We start from the raw sequence: 22,231 nt of genomic DNA on the forward strand, positions 1-22,231 counted from the left end.
AAGTTCAGAATGACTACGTAGGGGGTTCAGACACGACTGCGTAGGGGCTCAGAGTGACTGCGCAGGGAGCTCTGAAAATATCGTCATACCGGACTTGATCCGGTATCTCATCGGGCGGCACCCATGGAGCTTCGTAGCACCAGATTCTGAATCAAGTTCAGAATGACGAGGTGGGGTGCTCAGAATGACGGGGCAATATTTCGTCATACCGGCCCCCGAGCCGGTATCTGGTGGGGCAACCGTGAACGAGTTCAGAATGACAATCCCATGCGTCCTGCCGGCCCCAACATTCCGTCATACCGGACTTGATCCGGTATCTCACCGGGCGGCAGCCATGGAACTTCGTAGCACCAGATTCTGAATCAAGTTCAGAATGATGGGGTGGGGCGTTCAGAGTGACGGGCGCAGTATTTCGTCATACCGGCCCCCGAGCGGTAACCGTGAATGAATTCAGAACGACAGTCCCATACGTCCTGCCGGCCCCAACACTCCGTCATACCGGACTTGATCCGGTATCTCATCGGGCGGCACCCATGGAGCTTCGTAGCACCAGATTCTGAATCAAGTTCAGAATGACGAGGTAGGGCGTTCAGAGTGACGGGGGCAATATTTCGTCATACCGGCCCCCGAGCCGGTATCTGGTGGGGCAACCGTGAACGAGTTCAGAATGACAATCCCATGCGTCAACCGGCTTCAACATTCCGTCATACCGGACTAGATCCGGTATCTCACCGAGCGGCACCCATGGAGCTTCGTAGCACCAGATTCTGAATCAAGTTTAGAATGACGAGGTGGGGTGCTCAGAATGACGGGGTAGGGCGTTGATAATGACGGCCTTAGTAGGGTATTCAGAATTGACCCTGCCTAAAACAAAAAACGGGAGGCCTACACTAGCGTCTCCCGTCTCCCGTCAAGCATCCAGCGTCTTTTAGCTCTTATCAGATTTATACTCGTACTGGTAATAGCCGTAACCATAGCCGTAACCATAGCCATAACCCGAGGCGCGGCGTTCTACAGCATTTAGTACTACGCCTTTAACGGTTATGCCATTTTGCTCAAAGCGTTGTTTCGTAACCTCTAGCTCTTTAACAGGGTTTAGGCCAAAGCGGGCAACTAGCATGGTAACGCCACATTGGCGGCCAATAATTGCGGCGTCGGTTACGGCCATAATCGGTGGGGTATCAACAATAACTAGGTCGTACTCACCGCTCACGGTGTTTAGTAATTCAGTTAGGCCTTTACTCATCAATAGTTCTGATGGGTTTGGCGGTATCGCGCCTCTTGGCAGCACAAAGAGCTCACCAATTTTTGTGGGCTTTATCGCGTCTTTTAGCTGCACTCGTTTACTCAAAACATCGGATACGCCATTTTCTGGCCCCATATCAAACATCTTGTGCATATAGCCTTTACGCAAATCCATGTCGATTAGCAGCACGCGCTGGCCAGCCTGGGCAATAACCGCCGCCAAGTTACCCGACACAAACGACTTACCCACATTGGGGCTGGGGCCAGAGATCATCATAATATTGTTGCTGGCTTCCAGCATGGCAAAGTGCAAGCTGGTACGCAGGCTGCGCAGTGCCTCTATAGTAATGTCGGTTGGGTTGCGCTGGGCCAGCAATACAGTGGGGTGCTGATTGCGCATTTTACGCAGCTGCCGAGCTGAACGGCGGCTGCCAAAATCTAATTTGCGTTGCTCGTCAGACAGGGGAATAGACGCATATACCGGCAGGCCAATGGCCTCTAAATCGTCTGGGCTTTCTATACCGCGATTAAGGGCAGAGCGCAGTAATACCAAAGCTACCGCTAAGAAGCCGCCCAGCAATGTCGCAATCACCACAATAAGCGCTTTTTTGGGCTTAACGGGTTCTTCAATATTTACAGCGGCATCGTCAATAATACGCACATTGCCTACGGTGCCGGCCCGCACAATATCCAGCTCTTGGATGTTGTTAAGCATTTGGGTGTAAATTTCGGTGCCTACTTCTAAGTCGCGCTTCAGCCCCAATAACTCTTGCTGGGTTGCTGGCAGGCCTTTTATACGCTCATTAAACTCAGTTTTGCGGGCGGCTTGCTCCGCCATTTGCTCCCGCCAAGCTTGATAGGCAGGGTGGTCGCGGGTGTATTTGCGGTCGAGTTCGGCTTGCTGTAATTGCAATTCCGCAATACCAGATTCAATATCGACCACCTGCTCAAGCAGGGCCTCGGCTTCGGCGCTGATATTTACCGAGCCAACCTTAACTTGGTAGGCATTAAACTTTTGCTCGGCCTCTTCAAGATCCTTTTTAATGCTGGGCAACTGCTCCCGCAAAAAATCCAAGCTTTTGGCCGCTTCGGCTGATTGGCGCTCTACGTTCTGGCGCAGATATGTACTGGCAATAACATTTAAGATTTCTTCGGCGCGATCAGGGTTGGTGTCTTCTAATGACAGCGCCAATATGCCGGAATCTTTACCCCGCTCTGAGGCGCCAACGGTTTCTTGCAAGCCAATAATAGCGCTCAAGCGACGCAGGCGAGTAATAGCAAACTCGGTGCCCTCACGGGCATGTAGGCTCGGAATATAAAGCTCATAACCTTCTGCGCTTACTAACTTGCCAATCTCGCCGCTCAGCAAGGCATCGCCATCGGGCGATAACAGGGTGAAGCTATTTTCGCTACCCGTAACCAGCGTGTGTTCTTTGTTGAAAAGTGTGGCGGGCACCTCAAAGCGAGTAACTTTAACGCTTTCGCCGCCCCAGGCGTAAGAGCCAAAGCCCAATAGCGGGGTGTTCAGCTCACCTTCTTCGCCAGCAAAACGGCGCGCCACGGCGCGGCCGATAACTGGAAAATAATGAGGTTCTACTAGAATGTCTAAATCGAGATTGTCTACCGCGGTGCCAATCACCTTGCGGCTTTTAAGCAGCTCAATTTCGGTGATGGCCGCAGACTCGCCACCAAACATTTCGGTTACATCGCTCATGCCCGGCAAGCCTGGCGACTTTTCCTCTACCTGCACTATGGCATTGGCGCGATACACCGGCGAGGCGAGCAAAGCGTAGGCAACGCCAATCACCATAAACACCGCAGTTATCCCCGCAATAAGAAATTTTTGATCCCATAGGCTGGCAAAAAGGGCCAGTAAATCTATTTCGTCATCTTGGGCTGCTTGTCGCGGGGCGGGGCTGCTGGCTGTGTTAGCGGTCATAAACTTGAGTACCAAAAATAAAAATCTGGGTGTACTGCCTGCACATTAAGTTGCAGGCAAAAATTATTCTCTGTTGCTAGCTTGGGCAAAAGTAAACTTACCTAGCTTCTATATCTCCGATTCTGTCAGTAGCAAGAATAGACGGCAGCAACTGGCTTAAAAAGCGGTTCCAGCGGGTAATTGGCGCTGGTGATACATACACCACATCGCGCGCTTCTAGCGGAAAGCGGTCTGCCAGCATAAAACCAACTGCCGAGCTGGCGTTTAAATGGTAAACCGTGGCGCGGTAAACTGGTTGGCCAGCGGCGTCGCGGCTAACGCCAGTATTGCGTAGCACATAAATACCTCGGCCATCTGCGCGGTTCTCGTTAATACCGTTGGCGGTCGCTAAGGCCTCTGCGAGGCTCGTGCCGTTGCGCGACATGGCCACGCTTTGGGGGCGGTTAACCTCACCGAGCACAAAGATCTTTTCAGCATCGTTGCGTGGCACATGAATTAAATCGCCGTCTTGCAGTAACAGGTTTTGCGACCACTGACCGTTTTCATATAAAGAGCGTAGTGAAATTTGCTGAGTGCTGCCGTTACGGGTCAGGGTAATTTCACCCCAAGACGCGGTATCTGTCAGCCCACCTTGCTGCTCAATGGCGTCGAGCAGGGTAACGGGGTTGTTGGTAATGGGCACTACGCCGGGTAATTTTACCGAGCCACTCAGATAGGCCTTCTGGCTCTTAAACGAAGCAACCCGCACATCAATCTGAGGGCGTTTAATCACTGACCCCAAGCGATTTTGCAGTAATACCTGCACTTCGCTAGTGGTTAAACCAGACACCGCCAAGTCGCCAGCATAGGGGTAAAACACCGAACCATCGGCCTTCACCACATTGCCGCCTTCCTCTGCGCTGCGAAATGAACCAGAGGGTATGGTCAGCTCTGGGTGCTCCCACACCGTAATGGTTAATACATCGCCAGGGCCAATTCGGTACTCATAGCCAGTTAATGCTTCTTTAAGTGCCTCGTTAGGCTGGGGTAGCGCGGGGCTGGCACTGCTTAAATGGCTAAGCACCGTGGCATTAATGGGGATGTAAGCAATTTCGGTAGTGGCAGGTGAATATTCTTCTGGGGTGTCGTCAAACCAGGCCGAATTCCATCGGCTCATATTACTGCCCGGTACCACCGTACAAGCAGACGTTGCGGCAATACAGGCTAAAATTAGCGAGGTTTTAAATACATTCATGCAGAGTTTCCCTAGCTGCGTATGTGTAATCCGGTCACAAATGAATGACCCGTATAGTAAATGAAAGCGGGCAGTGCGCATATATCACGATGGCTGTCTAACGAGCGCGCCACATTTTGGTGCGCCGGTGCAAGCGCCAAAAGGCCCATGCCCAGAAAGTGGCCAATGATACCAGCTTCTATAGCAGGCGCCAGCGCCAGTCCGCTTTCTGCGCCATAATGCCCTTACTGGTCGTGGGGCAATAAAAGCACAAATTAGGCCACAAGAGCAGCAGCGAAGCGAACACGTTGATAAATTAATCAAAAAATTGCGACAAACAGCACCTTGCGGCAGAGATTCACGAAACTGTAGTCATTCATGTCCACAATGCACCTCCATAAGCCTCGGCGCCTAAGGCCATACCGACTAAATTAGAACGTAATACCGGCCTAAAACAGTACGTAATACCGGCCTGAATAGTACGTCATACCGGACCTGATCCGGTATCGGGTGGGCATGGCAGAGCCTTTAAAAATGCCGTCATACCGGACTTGATCCGGTATCTGGTGGGAGTAGCAGAGCACTTAAATAGTATCGGCATGCTGAACTCGATTCAGCATCTCGTGGGGCGGCACCCATGGCGCTTCGTAGAGCCAGATTCTGAATCTAGTTCAGAATGACGACTTCATACGTCATACCAGCCCCCGAGCCGTTATCGGGTGGGCATAGCAGGGCCTTTAAAAATGCAGTCATACCGGACTTGATCCGGTATCTGGTGGGAGTAGCAGAGCACTTAAATAGTATCGTCATGCTGAACTTGATTCAGCATCTCGTCGGGCGGCACCCATGGGGCTTCGTAGAGCCAGATTCTGAATCAAGTTCAGAATGACGGGCGCAATATTTCGTCATACCGGCCCCCGAGCCGGTATCTCGTGGGCATAGCAGAGGCTTAAAAATTTCGTCATACCGGACTTGATCCGGTATCTGGTGGGCGTAGCAGAGCCCTTAAATAGGTATCGTCATGCTGAACTCGATTCAGCATCTGGTGGGGGAGTCACAAGCGGCTTAACCGAGCTACTGACCGCAACATCAACATATGGAAATCGTTATAACAGCCAAAACCTGTATATAATGCACTAAAAATTGAACACATTAATGGTTTCGCCTTAAACGCTGCTTAAGCTTCGGAGTTTGCTCGCAACCCGAGCCGAAACAGTAAAAGAGGTTGTAGCATAAAGTTGGCTCACAAATTGCTGTTACCCAAAGCACAATGAATACGCTTAAAAACTAGCCATGTTGCCACCGCGAGTCAAATCACTGGCAAATACAGCAAACACCCCTAAAGCGGAGTAATTACATGCATTTGCACTTGGTTTTTGCACTGAATTGGCTCAGAATTGCGCGCTTAACTGGCGCACGTGCATTTTTTGGTGCAAAGCGCCAAAGAGCAGCTAGACTTTAATCCCCGCATTAAAATGTATTGTTCTTTGTGGCGATGCAGTCCAGCGGTTAGCAAAAAATAACATCTACAGAGCGTTGCCAAAGGATTGCCAGCTTCCGAGATGAAATTAATTATTGAAAAGATGAATTCCTAAGCGAGGGAATTGCTGTGAATACTGAAAGAGTGAATATGACCGCCAACCTGCCCCACGCAGGTTTTATTCGTCAGCATCACTCCATGTTAATGGCGGTACATCAATTAACCGATGTATTGCTAATCTGGGGTATATTGGCGCTATTCGTAAACCTAGCTGGCTACGGCTGGGCAGTCTGCTACCAAGTTGCCGCCTTCGTTAGCTCTATTTGCTACCATATCTTCGCCCATAAAAATGGTCTCTACTTCTCTTGGCGTGGGCAATCACTTTTCACCGAAGTAAAAACCGTTGTAACCACCTGGCTAATCGTATTGGGTGCACTACTAACGGTTGTATTCCTATTTGAATTAAATGAATCCTATGGCGGCGGGGTAATGGTCGCTTGGGCGCTTGCTGTGCCCGTTGCAATAAGCCTTTATCGCGTATCTGCCCGTATCGTCCTCAGAGAAATGCGCCGCACTGGCGTAAACACTCGCAAAGTAGCTATTGTTGGTGCAAAAGAGCCAGGCCTTACCTTGGCCAGAAGTATTTTACAAAGCTCGTGGATGGGTATGGACATTGCTGGCTTTTTTGATAACCGAGTAATCGTTGGCGCTAAGCCCTTAGATGGTGAAAACCTTCAGGTACTTGGTGACATCGAATTTCTAAAGGCTCAGGCTCGCGCAGGCGAATTCGACGACATTTATATCGCGCTACCAATGCGCGAAGAAGAAACCATCAAAGACTTGGTGGAATACCTTGCCAATAGCTCTTGCTGTGTTCATATAGTGCCAGACGTATTCACCTTTAAAATGCTAAACGCTCGCAGCCGAGAAATTGGCGGCTTACCCGTAGTAAGTGTTTACGACACCCCCTTCGATTCCTTCGACGCGGTAATTAAGCGCTTAGAAGACGTCATATTAAGCTCAATGATTCTCTGCCTAATTGCGGTGCCAATGCTGTTTATTGCGGCAGCCGTTAAATTTACATCTAAAGGCCCTGCCATTTTCAAGCAGCGCCGCTACGGAATAAACGGCGAAGAAATAATGGTGTGGAAGTTTCGCTCTATGACCACCTGCGATAATGGTGATGTGGTTGTGCAGGCTACCAAGGGTGATATGCGTATTACTAAGCTGGGTTCTTTTTTACGTAAAACTTCTTTAGACGAGTTGCCGCAATTTATAAATGTACTGCAAGGCAAAATGAGTATTGTTGGCCCGCGTCCACACGCAGTTGCCCACAACGAGCTGTACCGCGACAAAATTAGCGGTTATATGCAGCGTCATTTAGTGAAGCCTGGTATCACTGGCTGGGCTCAGGTAAACGGATGGCGTGGTGAAACAGATACAATCCGCAAAATGGAAAAGCGGATTGAATTTGATCTGTACTATATTCGGAATTGGTCAATCTGGCTTGACTTGAAGATTGTATTGGTGACTTTTTTCAAAGGTTTTTATGGTTGTTCCGCATATTAAATTCTAATTGCAGTGAATAAAACTTGTGCCCGACAAGGGGTGAGGTTTGTCTTGGTGAAAAAAACTAATGTTAAAGATCTTGCTTCGTGTTTGTAGCGATTTTCATTTCACGGAAATACTAAAAGGTGCATTCTCCGCGCTAACGATAAAGATATTTAGCGCTGGTTTGGCTTTTGGGTTGAGTTTACTACTTGCAAGATTGCTTGGTGCAAGCGGAGTGGGTATTTATTACCTTGCGTTGTCAGTGGTAGTGCTGGCATCGGTAGTTGCTCGAATGGGCTTAAGTTTAACATTACTACGATTTTCAGCCGCAGCTGTAGCGGAGAAAAATTGGGCTGAGCTTAATGGAGTTTATTGGAAGTGCTTGTATGTGGTTGTGCCGCTTTCATTAACTGTTACTGCGTTATTATTGCTTGTCTCAAAGTTGCTTTCACAGAAAGTCTTTGGTGAGCCCGCGATTGAGCGTGTACTCAATGTCATGGCGTTTTCTATATTGCCTATGTCTTTGGCTGTTATTCATGCTGAGCTCATTAGGGGATTTAAAAAAATAGCCTCATCGCTATTTGTCTTGGGTATTGTATTACCATTTACCAATTGTTTGGCTATGTGGTTTTTGATTCCCCGGCTAGGGCAGGTAGGGGCGGCGTGGGCATATTTCTTGGCAACGGTTTGTGCTTCTTTGTTTGCGATTATCGTGTCTATGAAATACACAAGTAAATCTAGGGGGATTGGTGGGGTATTTTCATGGCGCAAGTTGCTGGAAAGTGCTGTGCCCAACTATATTACGAATCTCATTCAGCAGGGAATTTTACTTAGTCTGCCTGTAATCCTTCTCGGATATTACGCTAGTTCTCAAGAAGTGGGGGTGTACTCTATTTGTGTGCGTATTGCGTCACTCGTCAGTTTTGTGTTGGTTGCGGTGAATAGCATCTCTGGCCCAAAGATATCGGCGCTATTTAAGCAGGGTAATATTAAACAATTGGAGAGAGTCGTTCAGCAAAGCACCGCCTTAATGACGGTTAGCGGTTTGGTAGTCGTATTGCCGATACTACTCTGGCCAAGGTATGTGTTGAGCATGTTTGGTGAGGATTTTACATATGGCTCATTGGTTTTGTTGGTTTTGGCCATGGGACAGTTAATTAATGTAATGTTTGGCTCTGTAGGCTTGTTGCTAACGATGACCGGACATGAGCGGCAACAGAGAAATAGCATTGCTATTTCTTCTGTAATATTAATAGTTACTATGCCAATTAGTATTGTTGAATTTGGCGTGCTCGGTGCGGCCTTATCTACAGTTTTATCGGGCTTTATATTTAATGCTTGTACATTTTACCTTGCACAAAAAAGATTAGGAGTGACATCTATAGGGTTTAAGTTTATATGAATTCAATTATATATCGCTTAGTTCATGGTGTTCACTCAAAAATAACATCCCTAATCGGGAAAATAATATATGGACAGTTCATCAAATGTGGCCCGAATACAACGTTAGGATCGAGGCTAGTTGTGAAGCCATTTTGGGGCAACATGAAAAAATGTAACCTTCAGTTTAAGGTTGTTTTGAAAGGAAGAAATAAAATCGGCCATGGAACTGTATTTCAAGGAAGTGGAAATATAATTTTTGGCGAGGGTACTTTTTGTGGAGAGTACTGTGTGTTTGGGTGTAATCAATCTATTTTAATAGGTGAGAATGTTATGATCGCTCCGGCCGTCACAATCCGTGATAGCGATCATGTCTTTGTAAATACTGATATTCCTATGGTCAAGCAGGGTATTTCCGTCGATCCAGTTAGGATTATGAATGATGTCTGGATTGCGCATGGTGCGGTAATTTTGAAAGGTGTAACGATAGGTGAGGGGGCAATAGTCGCCGCAGGCGCGGTAGTCACTATTGACGTCGAGCCGTATACCATAGTGGGTGGTATTCCAGCAAAAAAAATTAGTCAGCGATCGAAGCCCAAATGAAGTACATTTTGTCAGTTGGTTTTGAAGTGAGTATTTGTGTATGAGGGTGAGAGTTGGCTTCGGCCCTAGGCTGCTGCTATTTATATGCCTATTACTTAATACGCAGATATTTAGCTCTTACGGGGCTAATCGGTTGGGCGTCAATGGCGCACAGGAAGTTTTTTTTGCGATTCTAATAATATTTTCCGGGCTTTATCTAATTAGTAAAAAGGGAAATGTTCTGCTTTTAGAGTTTGCGGTGTTCGCGATACCTTTTGCTATGTTATTACTCTCGGCCTTATTGGCCGAATTCCGTTACGGGCAGCCAGTCATATACGGCATAGCTGAGTTCAGGAGAGTATTGGCAATATTAATCTTTTTTCCATTGATACATGGTCTTAAAGTTGGCTATGTAACTAAGGGCGATATATTAAAATGGCTGAAATTGATTGCCATAGTTTTGGGGGTTTTAAATGTTTTTGTTGGTGCATCGGGCGGCTTAGAATTAAGTCAAGATAGCTTTGAGCGAGTAGGCATCGGCCAGCATTTTGTTGCGCTAGGTGCAATATTGTTTTTTTTCGACTGGATCTCTGGTAGGGAAAAATCTGCATTAGCGTCATACTTTTTTTTACTTATAGTACTGTTGTTAGTCATACAAACTAGGCAGATCGTAATTGCTACAATTATAGCATCTTTGTTCTTGATGGAGATTCGGGGAAAATCGACGGTATTTTTTGCTGTGCTGATTATAATTTTCCTCATTTCGTTAAGTTTCGAGTCAGTAAGTTCTAGCCTCGCGTCGCGTATACCGCGAGTAACGGAGTTAATTAATGGTAGTGATGAGTTGTCTGATTCGGCGCGAGGGAATGCCGTTAGAGCAATATTTCAGGTGTTTAAAGAATCGGGTTGGGCGCTCGGATATGGTGGTTTGTACGTAAATTGGAATGATGGCTTTAAATACTATTTCGGACCTAATTTTATACTAGCAGATGTCGGCTTGCTTGGGTCTGTGTTTCGTTTTGGGTTTGCTGGAGTATTAATTTTTCTTGGTTATCTGTATTTTCAGGTGAAGTATATCCGATCAATTTCAGATCGTGCGGTTAAAAGAATTTGCATAGCAGTTTTCATTCAGTTGCTTGTTATGTCTCCTGTTGCGTCAATACTAGATTATCGTGGGCATGTTGCAGGTGTGCTGTTGGCACTTTCATGCTCGCTTCGTAAGCGAGATAGCTTGTCTGGCGGCCAGTCGGGTTTGCAGAGAGAGCTGTAGGGGTGGTTACACGTGTCGGTATATAGTGAGAAAAAATTAGATTTTCTGGTCATTGGTGCCCAAAAAAGCGGGACAACCACGTTGTTTAAATTGTTAGAGCAGAACTCAAATATATATATGCCATCAGGAAAAGAAGTGCCGTTTATTCTAGATGATGAGCTTTTCTCCAAGGGGTTGGGTTTTAATTTAGATTTGTTTTTTTCAAAAGGTAATCCTAGTACGCGTTGGGGCACTGTGACTCCGCATTATCTCAGTGACCCTCGGTCCGCCAATCGAATATATGAGATGTTGCCTAGTATAAAACTTATCGTGATATTAAGGGATCCGATTGAGAGGGCTTTATCCCATTATAAAATGTCAGTTCGAAGAGGCCTAGAAACGCGTTCATTTGTAGATGCTATAAGTGTGGCGATGGAGTCTTCAGAAGTAAATAAGGCTCGATCCTTAAATATTGGGCCCGACGCTGAGTCCCAAACTTACTTAGTATGGGGGGAGTACGGTCGATTGCTGAGAAAATTTCTCGATCTTTTTCCAAGAGAACAATTATTGGTGCTCTTTTCTAAAGATCTAGAATTATATCCAGAGCAGGTTCTGAGTAAAGCCTTCAATTTCCTCGGTGTCGAGAATGTTAAAATTAAAGATCCCGAGAAACGTTATAATGCAGGTGGCGGAAATAAATTGTTGTCGTATATTAGAGCTATTAGGTACTTGCCATTTGCAAGATTGATATGGCGGAAAATTCACCCCAATACTCGGAGCGCGCTTTTTCTTTGGTTAAATGAACTAGGTGGGAGAAAGGAGGCTGGCCAGGGGCGTGAGCTAGATAACTTAGAGCTCGTTGAAAAAATGCGAAACTACTATCATGAAGATGCTGAATTGCTTTCTAAGCTTATCGGTGAGGAACTGCCTTGGCTGATGTCGGTATGCGAGGAGAAAAAATGAAACAGTTGATGCCTAACTTTTTTGTTGTGGGTGCTCCCAAAGCTGGTACAACGTCGCTATATGGCTATCTGAGATTGCATCCAGACGTATATTTACCCGATACCAAAGAGCTCCATTATTTTTCACATCAAGAACTCCTGGAGCACGATAAGGGTCCCGGGGATAAAAGTGCATTACAAGATATTTGTCGTTCTATGTATGAGTACAAAAGTCATTATCGTTCAAACAAAGTATACAAGTCGGTCGGCGACATATCTCCATCTTACTTGTTTTATCACGGGGCCGCTGCAGAAATATCTGCGATTTGTCCGAGTGCAAAAATTATTATTATGTTGCGCAATCCGGCGGAAAAAGCGTACTCACAGTACTGTCATTTAGTTAGAAGTGGTAGAGAGGTATTGACCTTTCGCGATGGTTTAGAAAGTGAAGGTGATAGGGTGCGCGCTAAATGGAATGATATGTGGCATTACGTAAGTGGCTCTCGTTATCTCGAAGCCGTTAATAAGTATCTTGATGTCTTTGGGCGAAATAACGTAAAAATAGTTTATTTTGAAGAGTTTACAACTAATACGTCAGAAGTTATGAGAGACATATGTGATTTTTTAGAGATTGGTTCGACCTATGATTTAGGTACAGGTCATGTCCACAATAAGGGGATGGGTGCAATGAGATTTGGTAAGGTTGTAAAGATGGTGACAGAAAACAGATTGTTAAGAGTGATCTTGACTAAGATGCCGACGGGCATTGAGAGTATGGTTAAGAATGCAATTAAACCTCTCGTATTCAAATCCAAAGATACCATCGAACCATCTATACGCAATGAAATAATTGAAGCGCTGCGGGAAGAAATAATGTTGGTCGAGAAAGTTGTTGGGAGAAAATCTTATTGGATCTGAGCTGTGACTATTGAAAGAAATTTGATCGGAGGGTGGGTATGACATTTCCAAATTTGATAATAGCCGGCGCACCGAAATGTGGATCTACTTCGCTCTTTAACTATCTTGTAGATCATCCAGAAGTCTGTGGCTCGGATATAAAAGAGACTGGTTATTTGTTCGATAAAGAATATCCGCTTTTTAAGAATGTTAAAGATGGACGTAACTGGTATAAAGGTGGCGTCAGTGGCTATGGGGATTTTTTCCCGAAATACAATAAATCTGTTCACAAAGTTGTTGTTGAGGCAACGCCAGACTATATGTATCAGTTGGCCATTTTTGATAAATTGGCTCAAATCCCCGTAAAACCGGATATAGTATTTATTTTGCGAGATCCTGCAATGCGGGCATATTCATTATATAAATACGCCAAAAATAATATTGGGACTGCTGAAAATATTAACACATTTACGGAGTTTGTTGACCTGGTTTCATCTCAAGATAAGTTGTTGAATGATCGCGGTATTCTTAAAAATGCCATTAATCATGGAATTTATATAAATTTTATTCGTAGGTGGATAGATGAATTGGGGCGTCATAAAGTGCATGTCTATTTGTTTGAGAGTATGAAGGGATTTCCGCTAGAGTTTATGAAAGGAGTGGCTAAAGATATTGGTGTGAGAGATGAATGGTATGATGGATATAAATTTTCTGTTGAAAATGAAAGTTTTGCGGTGAACTCTAGAGCTATCCATTCCCGCGCGAAATCGATATACAGAAATTTTGGTGGTTACGTTCCATTTAAAGGGGCTGCGAAAAAAGCGTATAAATATTTTAATACGAGTAAGTTGACGGCAATTACGCAGGAAGAGACGGAGCTTGTCAATAGGTTGAGAGAGTTCTACTTGCCGCACAATTTGGAGCTGGCTAGTCAGCTGTCGGTTGACATCTCGTTATGGAGATAGAACCTTTAATTGTGCAGTGCGATTTTCAAATTTCTGCTATATAAGTAGGTCCTTTATATGAAAGCAACTTTGCTGTTGACGTCTACCTTGCATCCGCCTGAGCGGGGTGGCGATTTGGCTCGTCAAGATTTAGTGATGCGGGAGCAGGATTATAGAGAATCTTTGAGAAAGTGGATGCATAGTGGTTTCTTTGATCGTATCGTTTATTGTGATAACTCGGGCCTGTCGATCGAGGAGATAATGAGGTGCTTAGATTTTGATAGCCTTTCGCGAATGTACGATAAAGTTAGTGTTGAATTTTTATCATTAAAAGATACCCCAGATACGAGTTATCATTATGGACATTCGGAGCTTGGGCTGATTGATTATGCATTCAGGTGCTCTACTTTTATTTCTGACAGTGATTACTTTGTTAAAAGTACGGGGAGATTATTTTTTTCTGATTTTGGTTCTCTAAGGAAAGTTCTCGATTCTGAGCTGAAGTTCCATGTCGACTGTCGATGTAATTTCCTTTGGTTTAAAGAGCATGTAACAACTCAGTTTATGATTTTCAATACGAGGTTTTTTGAGTCTAATTTGCTTGGTGCTCGTGAGGGTATGAGGCCCGATGAGTTTTATATTGAAATCTTCCTACTTAGGTTCCTTCGGCAGTATGAGGCAATGCCTGGGAGCTACTTTCGCTGGCCCATGGAATTACTTCCTGATGGTGTGGCTGCCCATTCTGGCAAAAGATACGATTCATTAAATAGATCGCTAATTTCGTATTTTAGAGGACTTTTTAGGAAATATTGCCCTAATCTCTGGATTTAAAGAGTAGATGTTTATGAACATAAATTTATTAAGTCGTTGACGCAGGGTGCTGATGAAATATCGTCCGGAAATAGATGCTTTAAGATGTTTGGCTGTTTGCCCCGTTATTCTTTTTCATGCTGGGTTTTCAGCGTTTAGTGGGGGTTATGTTGGGGTAGATATTTTTTTTGTGATTAGCGGTTATTTAATCACGTCAATACTATTGGCTGAAATTTCATCGCGCCGGTTTAGTTTTGTCGGCTTTTATGAGAGACGGGCTAGGCGGATTTTACCTGCGCTTTACTTTATGCTTTTAATAATAATGCCGTTTTCATGGCTGTATATGCTGCCTGATCCGCTGGAAAATTTTGGGCAGTCCTTGGTAGCAACGATATTCTTTTCAAATAATATATTGTTAACGATTACCTCAGGTTACTGGGAAGCGGCATCTGAGTTTAAGCCACTAGTGCATATGTGGAGTCTTGGTGTTGAAGAGCAATTCTATGTGGTGTTTCCTGTACTATTAATGATTCTTTGGCGCTTCAATTTTCGAAGAATATACCTTCCAATTATATTTATATTTTTTGTGAGTTTATGTATAGCTGAATATGGGATTATTAATTTTCCCAATGCAAATTTTTATCTGCTTCCTTCACGGGCTTGGGAGCTTCTTGCGGGCTCGATGGTTGCGGTCTATTTGTTCAGTATTGGTGATGTGCGAGGAAATGACTATCTCGGAATGGCTGGAGTTCTGATGATCTTCTATGCCATATTTTTTTATGACTCAGAGACACCTTTCCCGAGTTTTTATACATTAGTGCCGGTTGCCGGTACAGTGCTTATTATCCTTTTTATAAAGCAGGGTACGCTTTTGCATCGTGTCATTGCAAACCGTGCTTTTGTCGGTATAGGTTTGGTAAGTTATAGTGCCTATTTATGGCATCAGCCGATTTTAGCCTTTTTAAGGATTTACTCTCAGGAAGAGCCGGGGCTATATTTAATGTGCTTCGCCGTTGGACTTACTTTTCTTGCTGCCTATATAAGCTGGAGGTTTGTGGAGGCACCGTTCAGGAGCTCTGCAACGATTAGTAGAAAAGTGGTCGGTGTATGTGTGGTTGTATTTAGCACTATCATCGTTGGTGTTGGGTATTCTGCTCATTACTTTAAGGGCTTTCCTGGGAGATTTTATTCGGCGGACGTAGTTGAAAAGCCGGATTTGTATATAGCTTATAATAAGCGCGCTTTTGACTATGTTATTAGTTCTTTTGACAATGATGGAAAGGTAAAAGTGTTAGTGCTTGGCGATAGTTTTGCTAGGGACTTTATTAACATGATGGTCGAAAATCTACGATTTGAAAATATTCAGTTAGGGTACAAATTTTCTCCAGAAGATTGTTTGCTGACACCTGACGATGCAACGCAGGCCTTGGTAAATTCGGCGGATGTCGTCGTCTATGCGTTTAACGAAGGTCCGGGAGTCTGTGCTAGAAGCAAGATTTTAGCTTTGCATGAGCTGGGCGTAAAAGTTTACTACCTAGGAACTAAGAACTTTGGTTATAACCTGAATTGGTTGGCTCGAATTGATCCGGCTGAAAGGGAGGGGGCTTTCAATAATATTGTGGTTGAGATGGCCAATATTGATGATAGAGCATTAATGTTGTTGCCCTCTGAAAATTATTTAAGCGTCATGAGTAAAATTTCAACTGACGCAAGTCGTGTGCCAATTACAGATCGGAGCGGATTTCTTTTGACGGCTGATAGAAAGCATTTAACGAAATATGGTGCTCGCTTTGTTGGTAAGCTGGTTTTAGATAATCAGCGATTTTTGAATGATATTCACTCATCGTTAGTACCCTAGGGTTTGGTTGTATATAGAATTCTATTTTCATTAAAGGTGTCGTTTTGATTATTGAAAAATCTAATCCGCACGTAGGGCCATCATTTTCGTTTTCACATAGAGTTAGGCGTCAATGTTGGAACGTTATTTATGTTGTTTTTTTCCGCTATAGTTTCCGACCGCTACATCGATGGAGGGCATTCTTATTATTACTTTTCGGGGCAAAATTAGGTAAAGGAGTCCATATATATCCTAAAGCCCGCGTTTGGGCTCCTTGGAATTTGGTTGTGGGGAATTACGTTGGTATAGCGGATGACGTTAATATTTACAATATGGATATTATAGAGTTCGGTGACTACTGCGTAGTTTCCCAAGGTAGCCATCTTTGTGGAGGTTCCCACGATTACAATAGTGCCAATTTTCAATTATTTGCCAAGCCTATATTGCTAGGGAAGCATACTTGGATTTGTGCGGATTCATTTATTGGTTTGGGTGTTTCTGTGGCTGACGGTGTAGTTGTGGGCGCTAGATCCGTAGTTACAAAGTCAATTGATGATCCTTGGGCGGTTTATGCTGGTCACCCTGCCGTAAGGATTAAGGACAGGCTGAATGTTATCAATTCAAAGTAGTGTTGGGCGGAATATTTGTGATTAGCAATAACGTTGCGGTTATTATTTTGGCGTTTAATGAAGAGCTGCATTTAGAGAGAGCTATTAGGTCCGTGCAGCAATTTTCATCCTGTGTTTACATTGTTGATTCTTACTCAACGGATAGGACTAAGGAGATTGCTGGACGACTGGGTGCGAAGTTTGTTCAGCGAGCCTTTGTCAACCAAGCTGAGCAGTTTAATTGGGCTCTTGATAATTTAGATATTTCTGCAGATTGGATTATGAGGCTAGATGCTGATGAAGTCGTAGAGCCGGATTTGGCAAAGCGTATTGTTTCTGAGCTGCCATCTCTTAATGACGATATAGTCGGTGTTAACTTTAGTCGAAAGCATGTGTTTATGGGGCGATGGATAAAGCATGGAGGTCGTTTTCCGCTTTATATGGTTAGGCTTTGGCGAAGAGGTTGTGGCCGAGTAGAAGAGCGATGGATGGACGAGCATGTAGTAGTGCGTGGCGGGCGTATAGTATATATGCAGGGGGGCTTTGCAGATGTTAACTTAAAGGATCTAAGTTATTTTGTAGACAAACATAATAGTTATGCTACTCGAGAAGCGATAGAGGTAATAATCCGGAAATACGAATTGTTTTCTTTTCGTGAAGATTCTGTCGATGGCAGCCTTTCTGGGCAGGCTAGAGTTAAGCGCTTTGTCAAAGATAATATATACTCTAAGATACCTTTCGGTTTAAGTTCGCTAGGCTATTTTCTTTTCCGATATATAGTTCAGTTAGGATTTTTGGATGGTCGTCAAGGATTGATATACCACTTTTTGCAAGGATATTGGTATCGCTTTCTCGTTGGCGCAAAAGTTGTCGAACTTGAGGCCGCAATTAATGATATTCCGGGGAAAAGCGAAATGATTGCTGAGCTGTCCCGAATTACTGGGCATAATTTATTGTCTGGTCACCGTTGCTTATAGTTGATTGTAGCGCTTATTCTACTTTAAGAATGGCGATATAGACTGTTTATTTTTATTAAGGAATTAGTATGAAGAAGGCGCTGATAACTGGTGTGACAGGTCAGGATGGTTCGTATTTAGCTGAGTTTTTATTGGATAAAGGTTATGAGGTGCATGGTATCAAGCGTCGTGCCTCTTCCTTTAACACTGAGCGAGTAGATCATATTTATCAGGATCCTCATACAGATAACAAAAAATTTATTCTTCACTATGGTGACTTATCAGACTCCTCTAATCTTACGCGTATTTTAAAAGAGGTGCAGCCTGATGAAGTTTATAATTTAGGAGCACAGTCTCACGTCGCTGTTTCTTTTGAAAGCCCTGAATATACTGCGGATGTTGATGCGCTCGGAACTCTACGAATCTTAGAAGCTATCCGATTATTAGGTTTAGAAAAGAAAACGCGTTTTTATCAAGCGTCAACGTCTGAATTGTATGGTGAAGTTCAGGAAATTCCGCAAAAGGAAACAACTCCCTTCTACCCGCGCTCTCCTTACGCCGCGGCAAAACTATACGCCTATTGGATTACCGTAAATTACCGCGAGTCGTATGGTATGTACGCCTGCAATGGTATTTTGTTTAACCATGAGTCACCCCGTCGTGGCGAAACTTTTGTGACACGTAAGATTACCCGTGGTATTGCTAATATTGCGCACGGTTTAGACGAGTGTTTGCATCTTGGTAATATGGACGCTTTGCGGGATTGGGGTCACGCAAAGGATTATGTCCGTATGCAATGGATGATGTTGCAACAGGATCAGGCTGAGGATTTTGTAATAGCGACCGGAAAACAAATTTCCGTTAGAGAGTTTGTTCGTATGTCGGCAAAAGAAGCGGGTATCGAGCTTGAGTTTTCTGGAAGCGGGATAGATGAAAAAGCATCGGTCTTGAATACAAATTCAGATTTAGCGCCTAGTGTAAAAGTTGGTGATGTAATAGTTCGCGTAGATCCTCGTTACTTCCGGCCTGCAGAAGTCGAAACCTTATTGGGTGATCCGAGTAAGGCAAAAGCTAAGTTAGGCTGGGTTCCAGAGATCACCGTTGAAGAAATGTGTGCTGAAATGGTTGCGTCTGATCTTGATAAGGCTAAGCGTCATGCCTTGTTAAAGGACCATGGTTTTGATGTTTCGGTAGCTCGAGAGAACTAAGGGGCGTATATATGAAGCGTGTTTTTGTTGCCGGCCACCGCGGTATGGTCGGGTCTGCGATAGTTCGTCGCTTGGAACGTTCGGGGGATTACGAAATAATCACCGCTGATCGTGGTTCAGTGGACTTGCTGAATCAAAATGTGGTGGCAGAATTTTTTGCAACGCAGAAGTTTGATGAAGTTTATCTAGCGGCAGCTAAAGTTGGCGGAATTGTGGCAAACAATAGCTACCCGGCTGACTTTATTTATGAAAATTTGATGATTGAGTGCAATATTATTCACTCTGCATTCATCGCAGGCGTTAAACGTCTTTTGTTTTTGGGTTCGTCTTGTATTTACCCAAAGCTGGCCGAACAACCGATGCAAGAGACTGCACTGTTAACTGCGACATTGGAACCGACTAATGAGCCTTATGCTATTGCTAAGATTGCCGGTATTAAGCTTTGTGAATCGTACAACCGTCAGTATGGGGTTGACTATCGTAGCGTAATGCCAACGAATCTTTATGGTGAAAACGATAATTTTCATCCTGAAAATAGTCATGTTATTCCAGCAATGATGCGTCGTTTTCATGAGGCTGCAGAAAGTAATGCTCCAGAGGTCGTGATTTGGGGCACGGGTACGCCGATGAGAGAATTTTTGCATGTTGATGACATGGCAGAGGCAAGTGTTTTTGTTATGAATTTGAATAAGGCGGTATACGCTGCGAATACCCAAGAAATGCTCTCGCATATTAATGTGGGTACCGGTATTGATTGTACAATTGCGGAGTTAGCGCAAACTATGGCTAAAGTTACTGGTTTTAATGGCGTTATTCGTTTTGATGCCGACAAGCCGGACGGTGCACCACGTAAATTAATGGATGTCTCCAGGTTGGCAAATATGGGGTGGCGGGCGTCAATTAGTTTGGAGGTCGGTCTATCGTCGACCTATCGTTGGTTTTTAGCGAATCAGGCAACCATTCGCGCATGAGTGAGTGGTTGCCAAATTCGGTTTTTTAACAAGGAATCGCTACATTACCACTGGTTTCAATTGACCTGATTATTAAAGATAGAAAGTCAGGCGATTATCTGTTGGGCTTGCGAAAAAATCGCCCAGCTGAGAGTTATTGGTTTGTACCCGGTGGTCGAATTCGTAAAAATGAACTGCTAAATAATGCATTTTTACGCCTTACCAAGATCGAAATTGGTTGTGCAATAAGTATGGCTTCGGCTTACTTTAAAGGTTTATACCAACATTTTTATGATGATTGCGTATTTAATTCAGAAACCAGTACTCATTATGTTGTTTTAGCTTATGAGCTAGAGCTAAATCGCGATGAATTGAGCTTGCCAAGCGGGCAGCATAGCCAATATGAGTGGTTAAGTGCCGAGGAAATATTGGCGAGAATAGATGTGCATCAGCACACTAAAGACTACTTTTTAAGAGATACGTAATGGCTTGGCTGAAATGAAAGTGTTAATTGTTGGTTTGAATTATTCCCCTGAAATGACAGGGGTTGGTAAGTATACAGGGGAGTTGGCAGAGTGGCTCGCATTGAATGGTCAGAATGTAAAAGTAATAACCACACCGCCATATTATCCTCAATGGAATGTTCAAGAACCTTATAAAAGATTCGGCTATCAGCACGAACAATTGAACGGCGTTGATGTATACAGATGTCCGCTATATGTGCCAAGACGTCTTAGTTCGCTAAGACGGATAATGCACCTACTTAGTTTCGCTTTATCATCATTTCCATTAATTATTGGTCAGATATTCTGGCGGCCTGACGTTGTTATTAATCCCGTACCTTCTTTGTTTTCGTCTCCAATTTGTGCCTTGGTGGCTAGATTGAGTGGGGCCAAAAGTATATTACATATTCAAGACTACGAAATCGACGCTATGTTTGGGTTGGGAATGGCGAGTCATGGGCTGGTAGGTAAGTTTGCTAGAATATTTGAACGCATGGTTTTACGGAGTTTTGACAGAATTTCCACTATATCTCGATCTATGATGAATCGGGCAGTTACGAAAGGAGTATCCGAGGATAAACTTATTTTTTTCCCTAATTGGTCGGACACCTCCGTTTTTCGCGATGCAAAATCATCGGAGACTTTACGTAATAGACTCGGGGTTGCGACAGGCAAAAAAATGATCTTGTACTCCGGTAATATCGGTGAAAAGCAGGGTTTAGAGCAAGTTGTCGATGCCGCCGAGTATTTTTATGGAAGCCCTTATCATTTTGTGATTGTAGGAGATGGGGCTGGAAAGGAAAATTTAAAAGCTCTAGTGGTTGAGCGTGAACTGAAGAATATAAGTTTTTCTCCATTGCTGGAGCTGGACGAGTTGCCGATTTTATTGGCTTCTGCAGACTGCCATCTCGTGATTCAGCGGAAAGGTGTCGCTGATGCAGTATTGCCCTCAAAATTAACCAATATTATGGCTGTGGGTGGGACGGCTGTAATTACGGCCGAGGCAAATACGGAATTGGGGATTTTGTGTGGTAAGTATGTGGATATCGCCGAGCGCGTAGAGCCTGAGAATGTTGATGCGTTGATTGCAGGCATTGAAGTGGCATTAGGAAGAGGGAAATTTAATTATGTTGCTGCAAACTACGCTAAGTTAAATATCGATAAAGAAAAAGTGCTCAGTAATTTTTTGCTTTGTATGAAGTCAATCGTTGCTAATGACTTAGGTGCTGGAGGTGCTTTGTGAAAGTTTTAGTCACCGGCGGTGCCGGCTTTATCGGCAGCGCCGTAGTTCGCCATATTTTGTCCGACACCGATGCTGCAGTCGTTAATGTGGACGTGCTTACTTATGCGGGTAATCTAGAGTCACTGCCCGGCGCGGAAGATTCTGGCCGTTACGCCTTTGCCCAAGTTGATATTTGCGACTCGGCGGCAATGAACGCGGTCTTTGCTGAACACCAGCCCGACTTAGTGATGCACCTTGCGGCCGAAAGTCATGTTGACCGCTCCATCGACGGCCCAGGCGCCTTTATCCAAACCAATGTGGTGGGCACTTACACCATGCTGGAAGCTGCGCGGGCCTATTGGCAAAGTCTGGCTGGCGATAAAAAAGCGGCTTTCCGCTTTCACCACATCTCCACCGATGAGGTTTACGGCGACCTGCACGGCACCACCGATCTCTTTACCGAAACCACATCGTACGAGCCCAGCTCACCCTACTCGGCCAGCAAGGCTAGCTCCGACCATTTGGTAAGAGCCTGGGGCCGCACCTTTGGCCTGCCGATCATTGTTACCAATTGTTCTAATAATTACGGCCCCTACCATTTCCCCGAGAAACTGGTGCCCCATATTATTCTCAATGCCCTGCACGGTAAGCCGCTGCCGGTGTATGGCGACGGCAGTCAAATCCGCGACTGGCTGTATGTTGAAGACCACGCCCGC

General features: G+C 44.6%; 18 protein-coding genes. 16 read left to right on the forward strand and 2 right to left on the reverse strand.

Translation table 11 applies throughout. From position 1 onward, the window contains the following. Positions 1–928: 928 nt before the first annotated feature. Positions 929–3,184 carry a polysaccharide biosynthesis tyrosine autokinase gene (locus AB4876_RS17040; RefSeq protein WP_368382943.1) on the reverse strand — a complete coding sequence of 752 codons (2,256 nt, stop codon included), beginning with the start codon at positions 3,182–3,184 and terminating at the stop codon, positions 929–931. Positions 3,185–3,281: 97 nt separating this feature from the next. Further along, positions 3,282–4,418: a polysaccharide export protein gene (locus tag AB4876_RS17045; RefSeq protein WP_368382944.1), complete on the reverse strand. Its 1,137-nt coding sequence runs from the start codon at positions 4,416–4,418 to the stop codon at positions 3,282–3,284. A gap of 1,588 nt (positions 4,419–6,006) precedes the next feature. Between AB4876_RS17045 and AB4876_RS17050 the strand changes: the two genes are divergently transcribed. The 16 genes from AB4876_RS17050 to AB4876_RS17125 all read left to right on the forward strand — a co-directional run. Continuing rightward, on the forward strand, positions 6,007–7,446 hold the full coding sequence (locus AB4876_RS17050) for an undecaprenyl-phosphate glucose phosphotransferase (protein WP_368382945.1): 1,440 nt from the start codon (positions 6,007–6,009) through the stop codon (positions 7,444–7,446). A gap of 67 nt (positions 7,447–7,513) precedes the next feature. Then, complete coding sequence (locus tag AB4876_RS17055) at positions 7,514–8,830, forward strand: oligosaccharide flippase family protein (RefSeq protein ID WP_368382946.1); 1,317 nt, start codon at positions 7,514–7,516, stop codon at positions 8,828–8,830. Positions 8,831–8,973: 143 nt separating this feature from the next. After that, positions 8,974–9,411, forward strand: a complete 438-nt coding sequence (locus tag AB4876_RS19090) for an acyltransferase (protein ID WP_438273421.1) — start codon at positions 8,974–8,976, stop codon at positions 9,409–9,411. 133 nt (positions 9,412–9,544) lie between these two features. Beyond that, positions 9,545–10,660, forward strand: coding sequence for a hypothetical protein (locus AB4876_RS17065; protein WP_368382947.1), 1,116 nt, complete (start codon positions 9,545–9,547; stop codon positions 10,658–10,660). 12 nt (positions 10,661–10,672) lie between these two features. Then, positions 10,673–11,602 carry a sulfotransferase family protein gene (locus tag AB4876_RS17070; RefSeq protein ID WP_368382948.1) on the forward strand — a complete coding sequence of 310 codons (930 nt, stop codon included), beginning with the start codon at positions 10,673–10,675 and terminating at the stop codon, positions 11,600–11,602. Beyond that, a complete protein-coding gene (locus tag AB4876_RS17075) occupies positions 11,599–12,498 on the forward strand; it encodes a sulfotransferase family protein (RefSeq protein WP_368382949.1) in 900 nt (299 codons plus the stop codon). Before AB4876_RS17070 ends, AB4876_RS17075 begins: the two co-directional genes overlap by 4 nt. 38 nt (positions 12,499–12,536) lie before the next feature. Next, complete coding sequence (locus AB4876_RS17080; RefSeq protein ID WP_368382950.1) at positions 12,537–13,442, forward strand: sulfotransferase domain-containing protein; 906 nt, start codon at positions 12,537–12,539, stop codon at positions 13,440–13,442. Positions 13,443–13,499: 57 nt separating this feature from the next. After that, positions 13,500–14,252: a hypothetical protein gene (locus tag AB4876_RS17085; protein ID WP_368382951.1), complete on the forward strand. Its 753-nt coding sequence runs from the start codon at positions 13,500–13,502 to the stop codon at positions 14,250–14,252. Between the two features lie 52 nt (positions 14,253–14,304). Beyond that, entirely contained in the window at positions 14,305–16,089 is a 1,785-nt protein-coding gene (locus AB4876_RS17090) for an acyltransferase family protein (protein ID WP_368382952.1), read from the forward strand. Positions 16,090–16,133: 44 nt separating this feature from the next. After that, entirely contained in the window at positions 16,134–16,697 is a 564-nt protein-coding gene (locus AB4876_RS17095; RefSeq protein ID WP_368382953.1) for an LbetaH domain-containing protein, read from the forward strand. A 17-nt stretch (positions 16,698–16,714) separates the two neighbouring features. Beyond that, the gene (locus tag AB4876_RS17100) at positions 16,715–17,653 is read left to right on the forward strand and encodes a glycosyltransferase family 2 protein (RefSeq protein ID WP_368382954.1); all 939 of its coding nucleotides are present in this window, start codon (positions 16,715–16,717) and stop codon (positions 17,651–17,653) included. Positions 17,654–17,721: 68 nt separating this feature from the next. Then, positions 17,722–18,840: a GDP-mannose 4,6-dehydratase gene (gmd, locus tag AB4876_RS17105; protein WP_368382955.1), complete on the forward strand. Its 1,119-nt coding sequence runs from the start codon at positions 17,722–17,724 to the stop codon at positions 18,838–18,840. 11 nt (positions 18,841–18,851) lie between these two features. Continuing rightward, positions 18,852–19,811: a GDP-L-fucose synthase gene (gene fcl / locus AB4876_RS17110; protein WP_368382956.1), complete on the forward strand. Its 960-nt coding sequence runs from the start codon at positions 18,852–18,854 to the stop codon at positions 19,809–19,811. Positions 19,812–19,861: 50 nt separating this feature from the next. After that, positions 19,862–20,275 (forward strand): GDP-mannose mannosyl hydrolase, encoded by a 414-nt coding sequence (locus AB4876_RS17115; RefSeq protein WP_368382959.1) that lies wholly within the window; start codon positions 19,862–19,864, stop codon positions 20,273–20,275. Between the two features lie 13 nt (positions 20,276–20,288). Further along, entirely contained in the window at positions 20,289–21,536 is a 1,248-nt protein-coding gene (locus AB4876_RS17120; protein ID WP_368382957.1) for a glycosyltransferase WbuB, read from the forward strand. Next, positions 21,533–22,231 (forward strand): dTDP-glucose 4,6-dehydratase (locus tag AB4876_RS17125; RefSeq protein WP_368382958.1); only part of this gene is annotated, 699 nt, incomplete at its 3' end. The genes AB4876_RS17120 and AB4876_RS17125, both read left to right, overlap by 4 nt.

The organism is Zhongshania guokunii (assembly GCF_040892635.1).
In the GTDB taxonomy this organism is placed as follows: Bacteria; Pseudomonadota; Gammaproteobacteria; order Pseudomonadales; family Spongiibacteraceae; genus Spongiibacter; species Spongiibacter guokunii.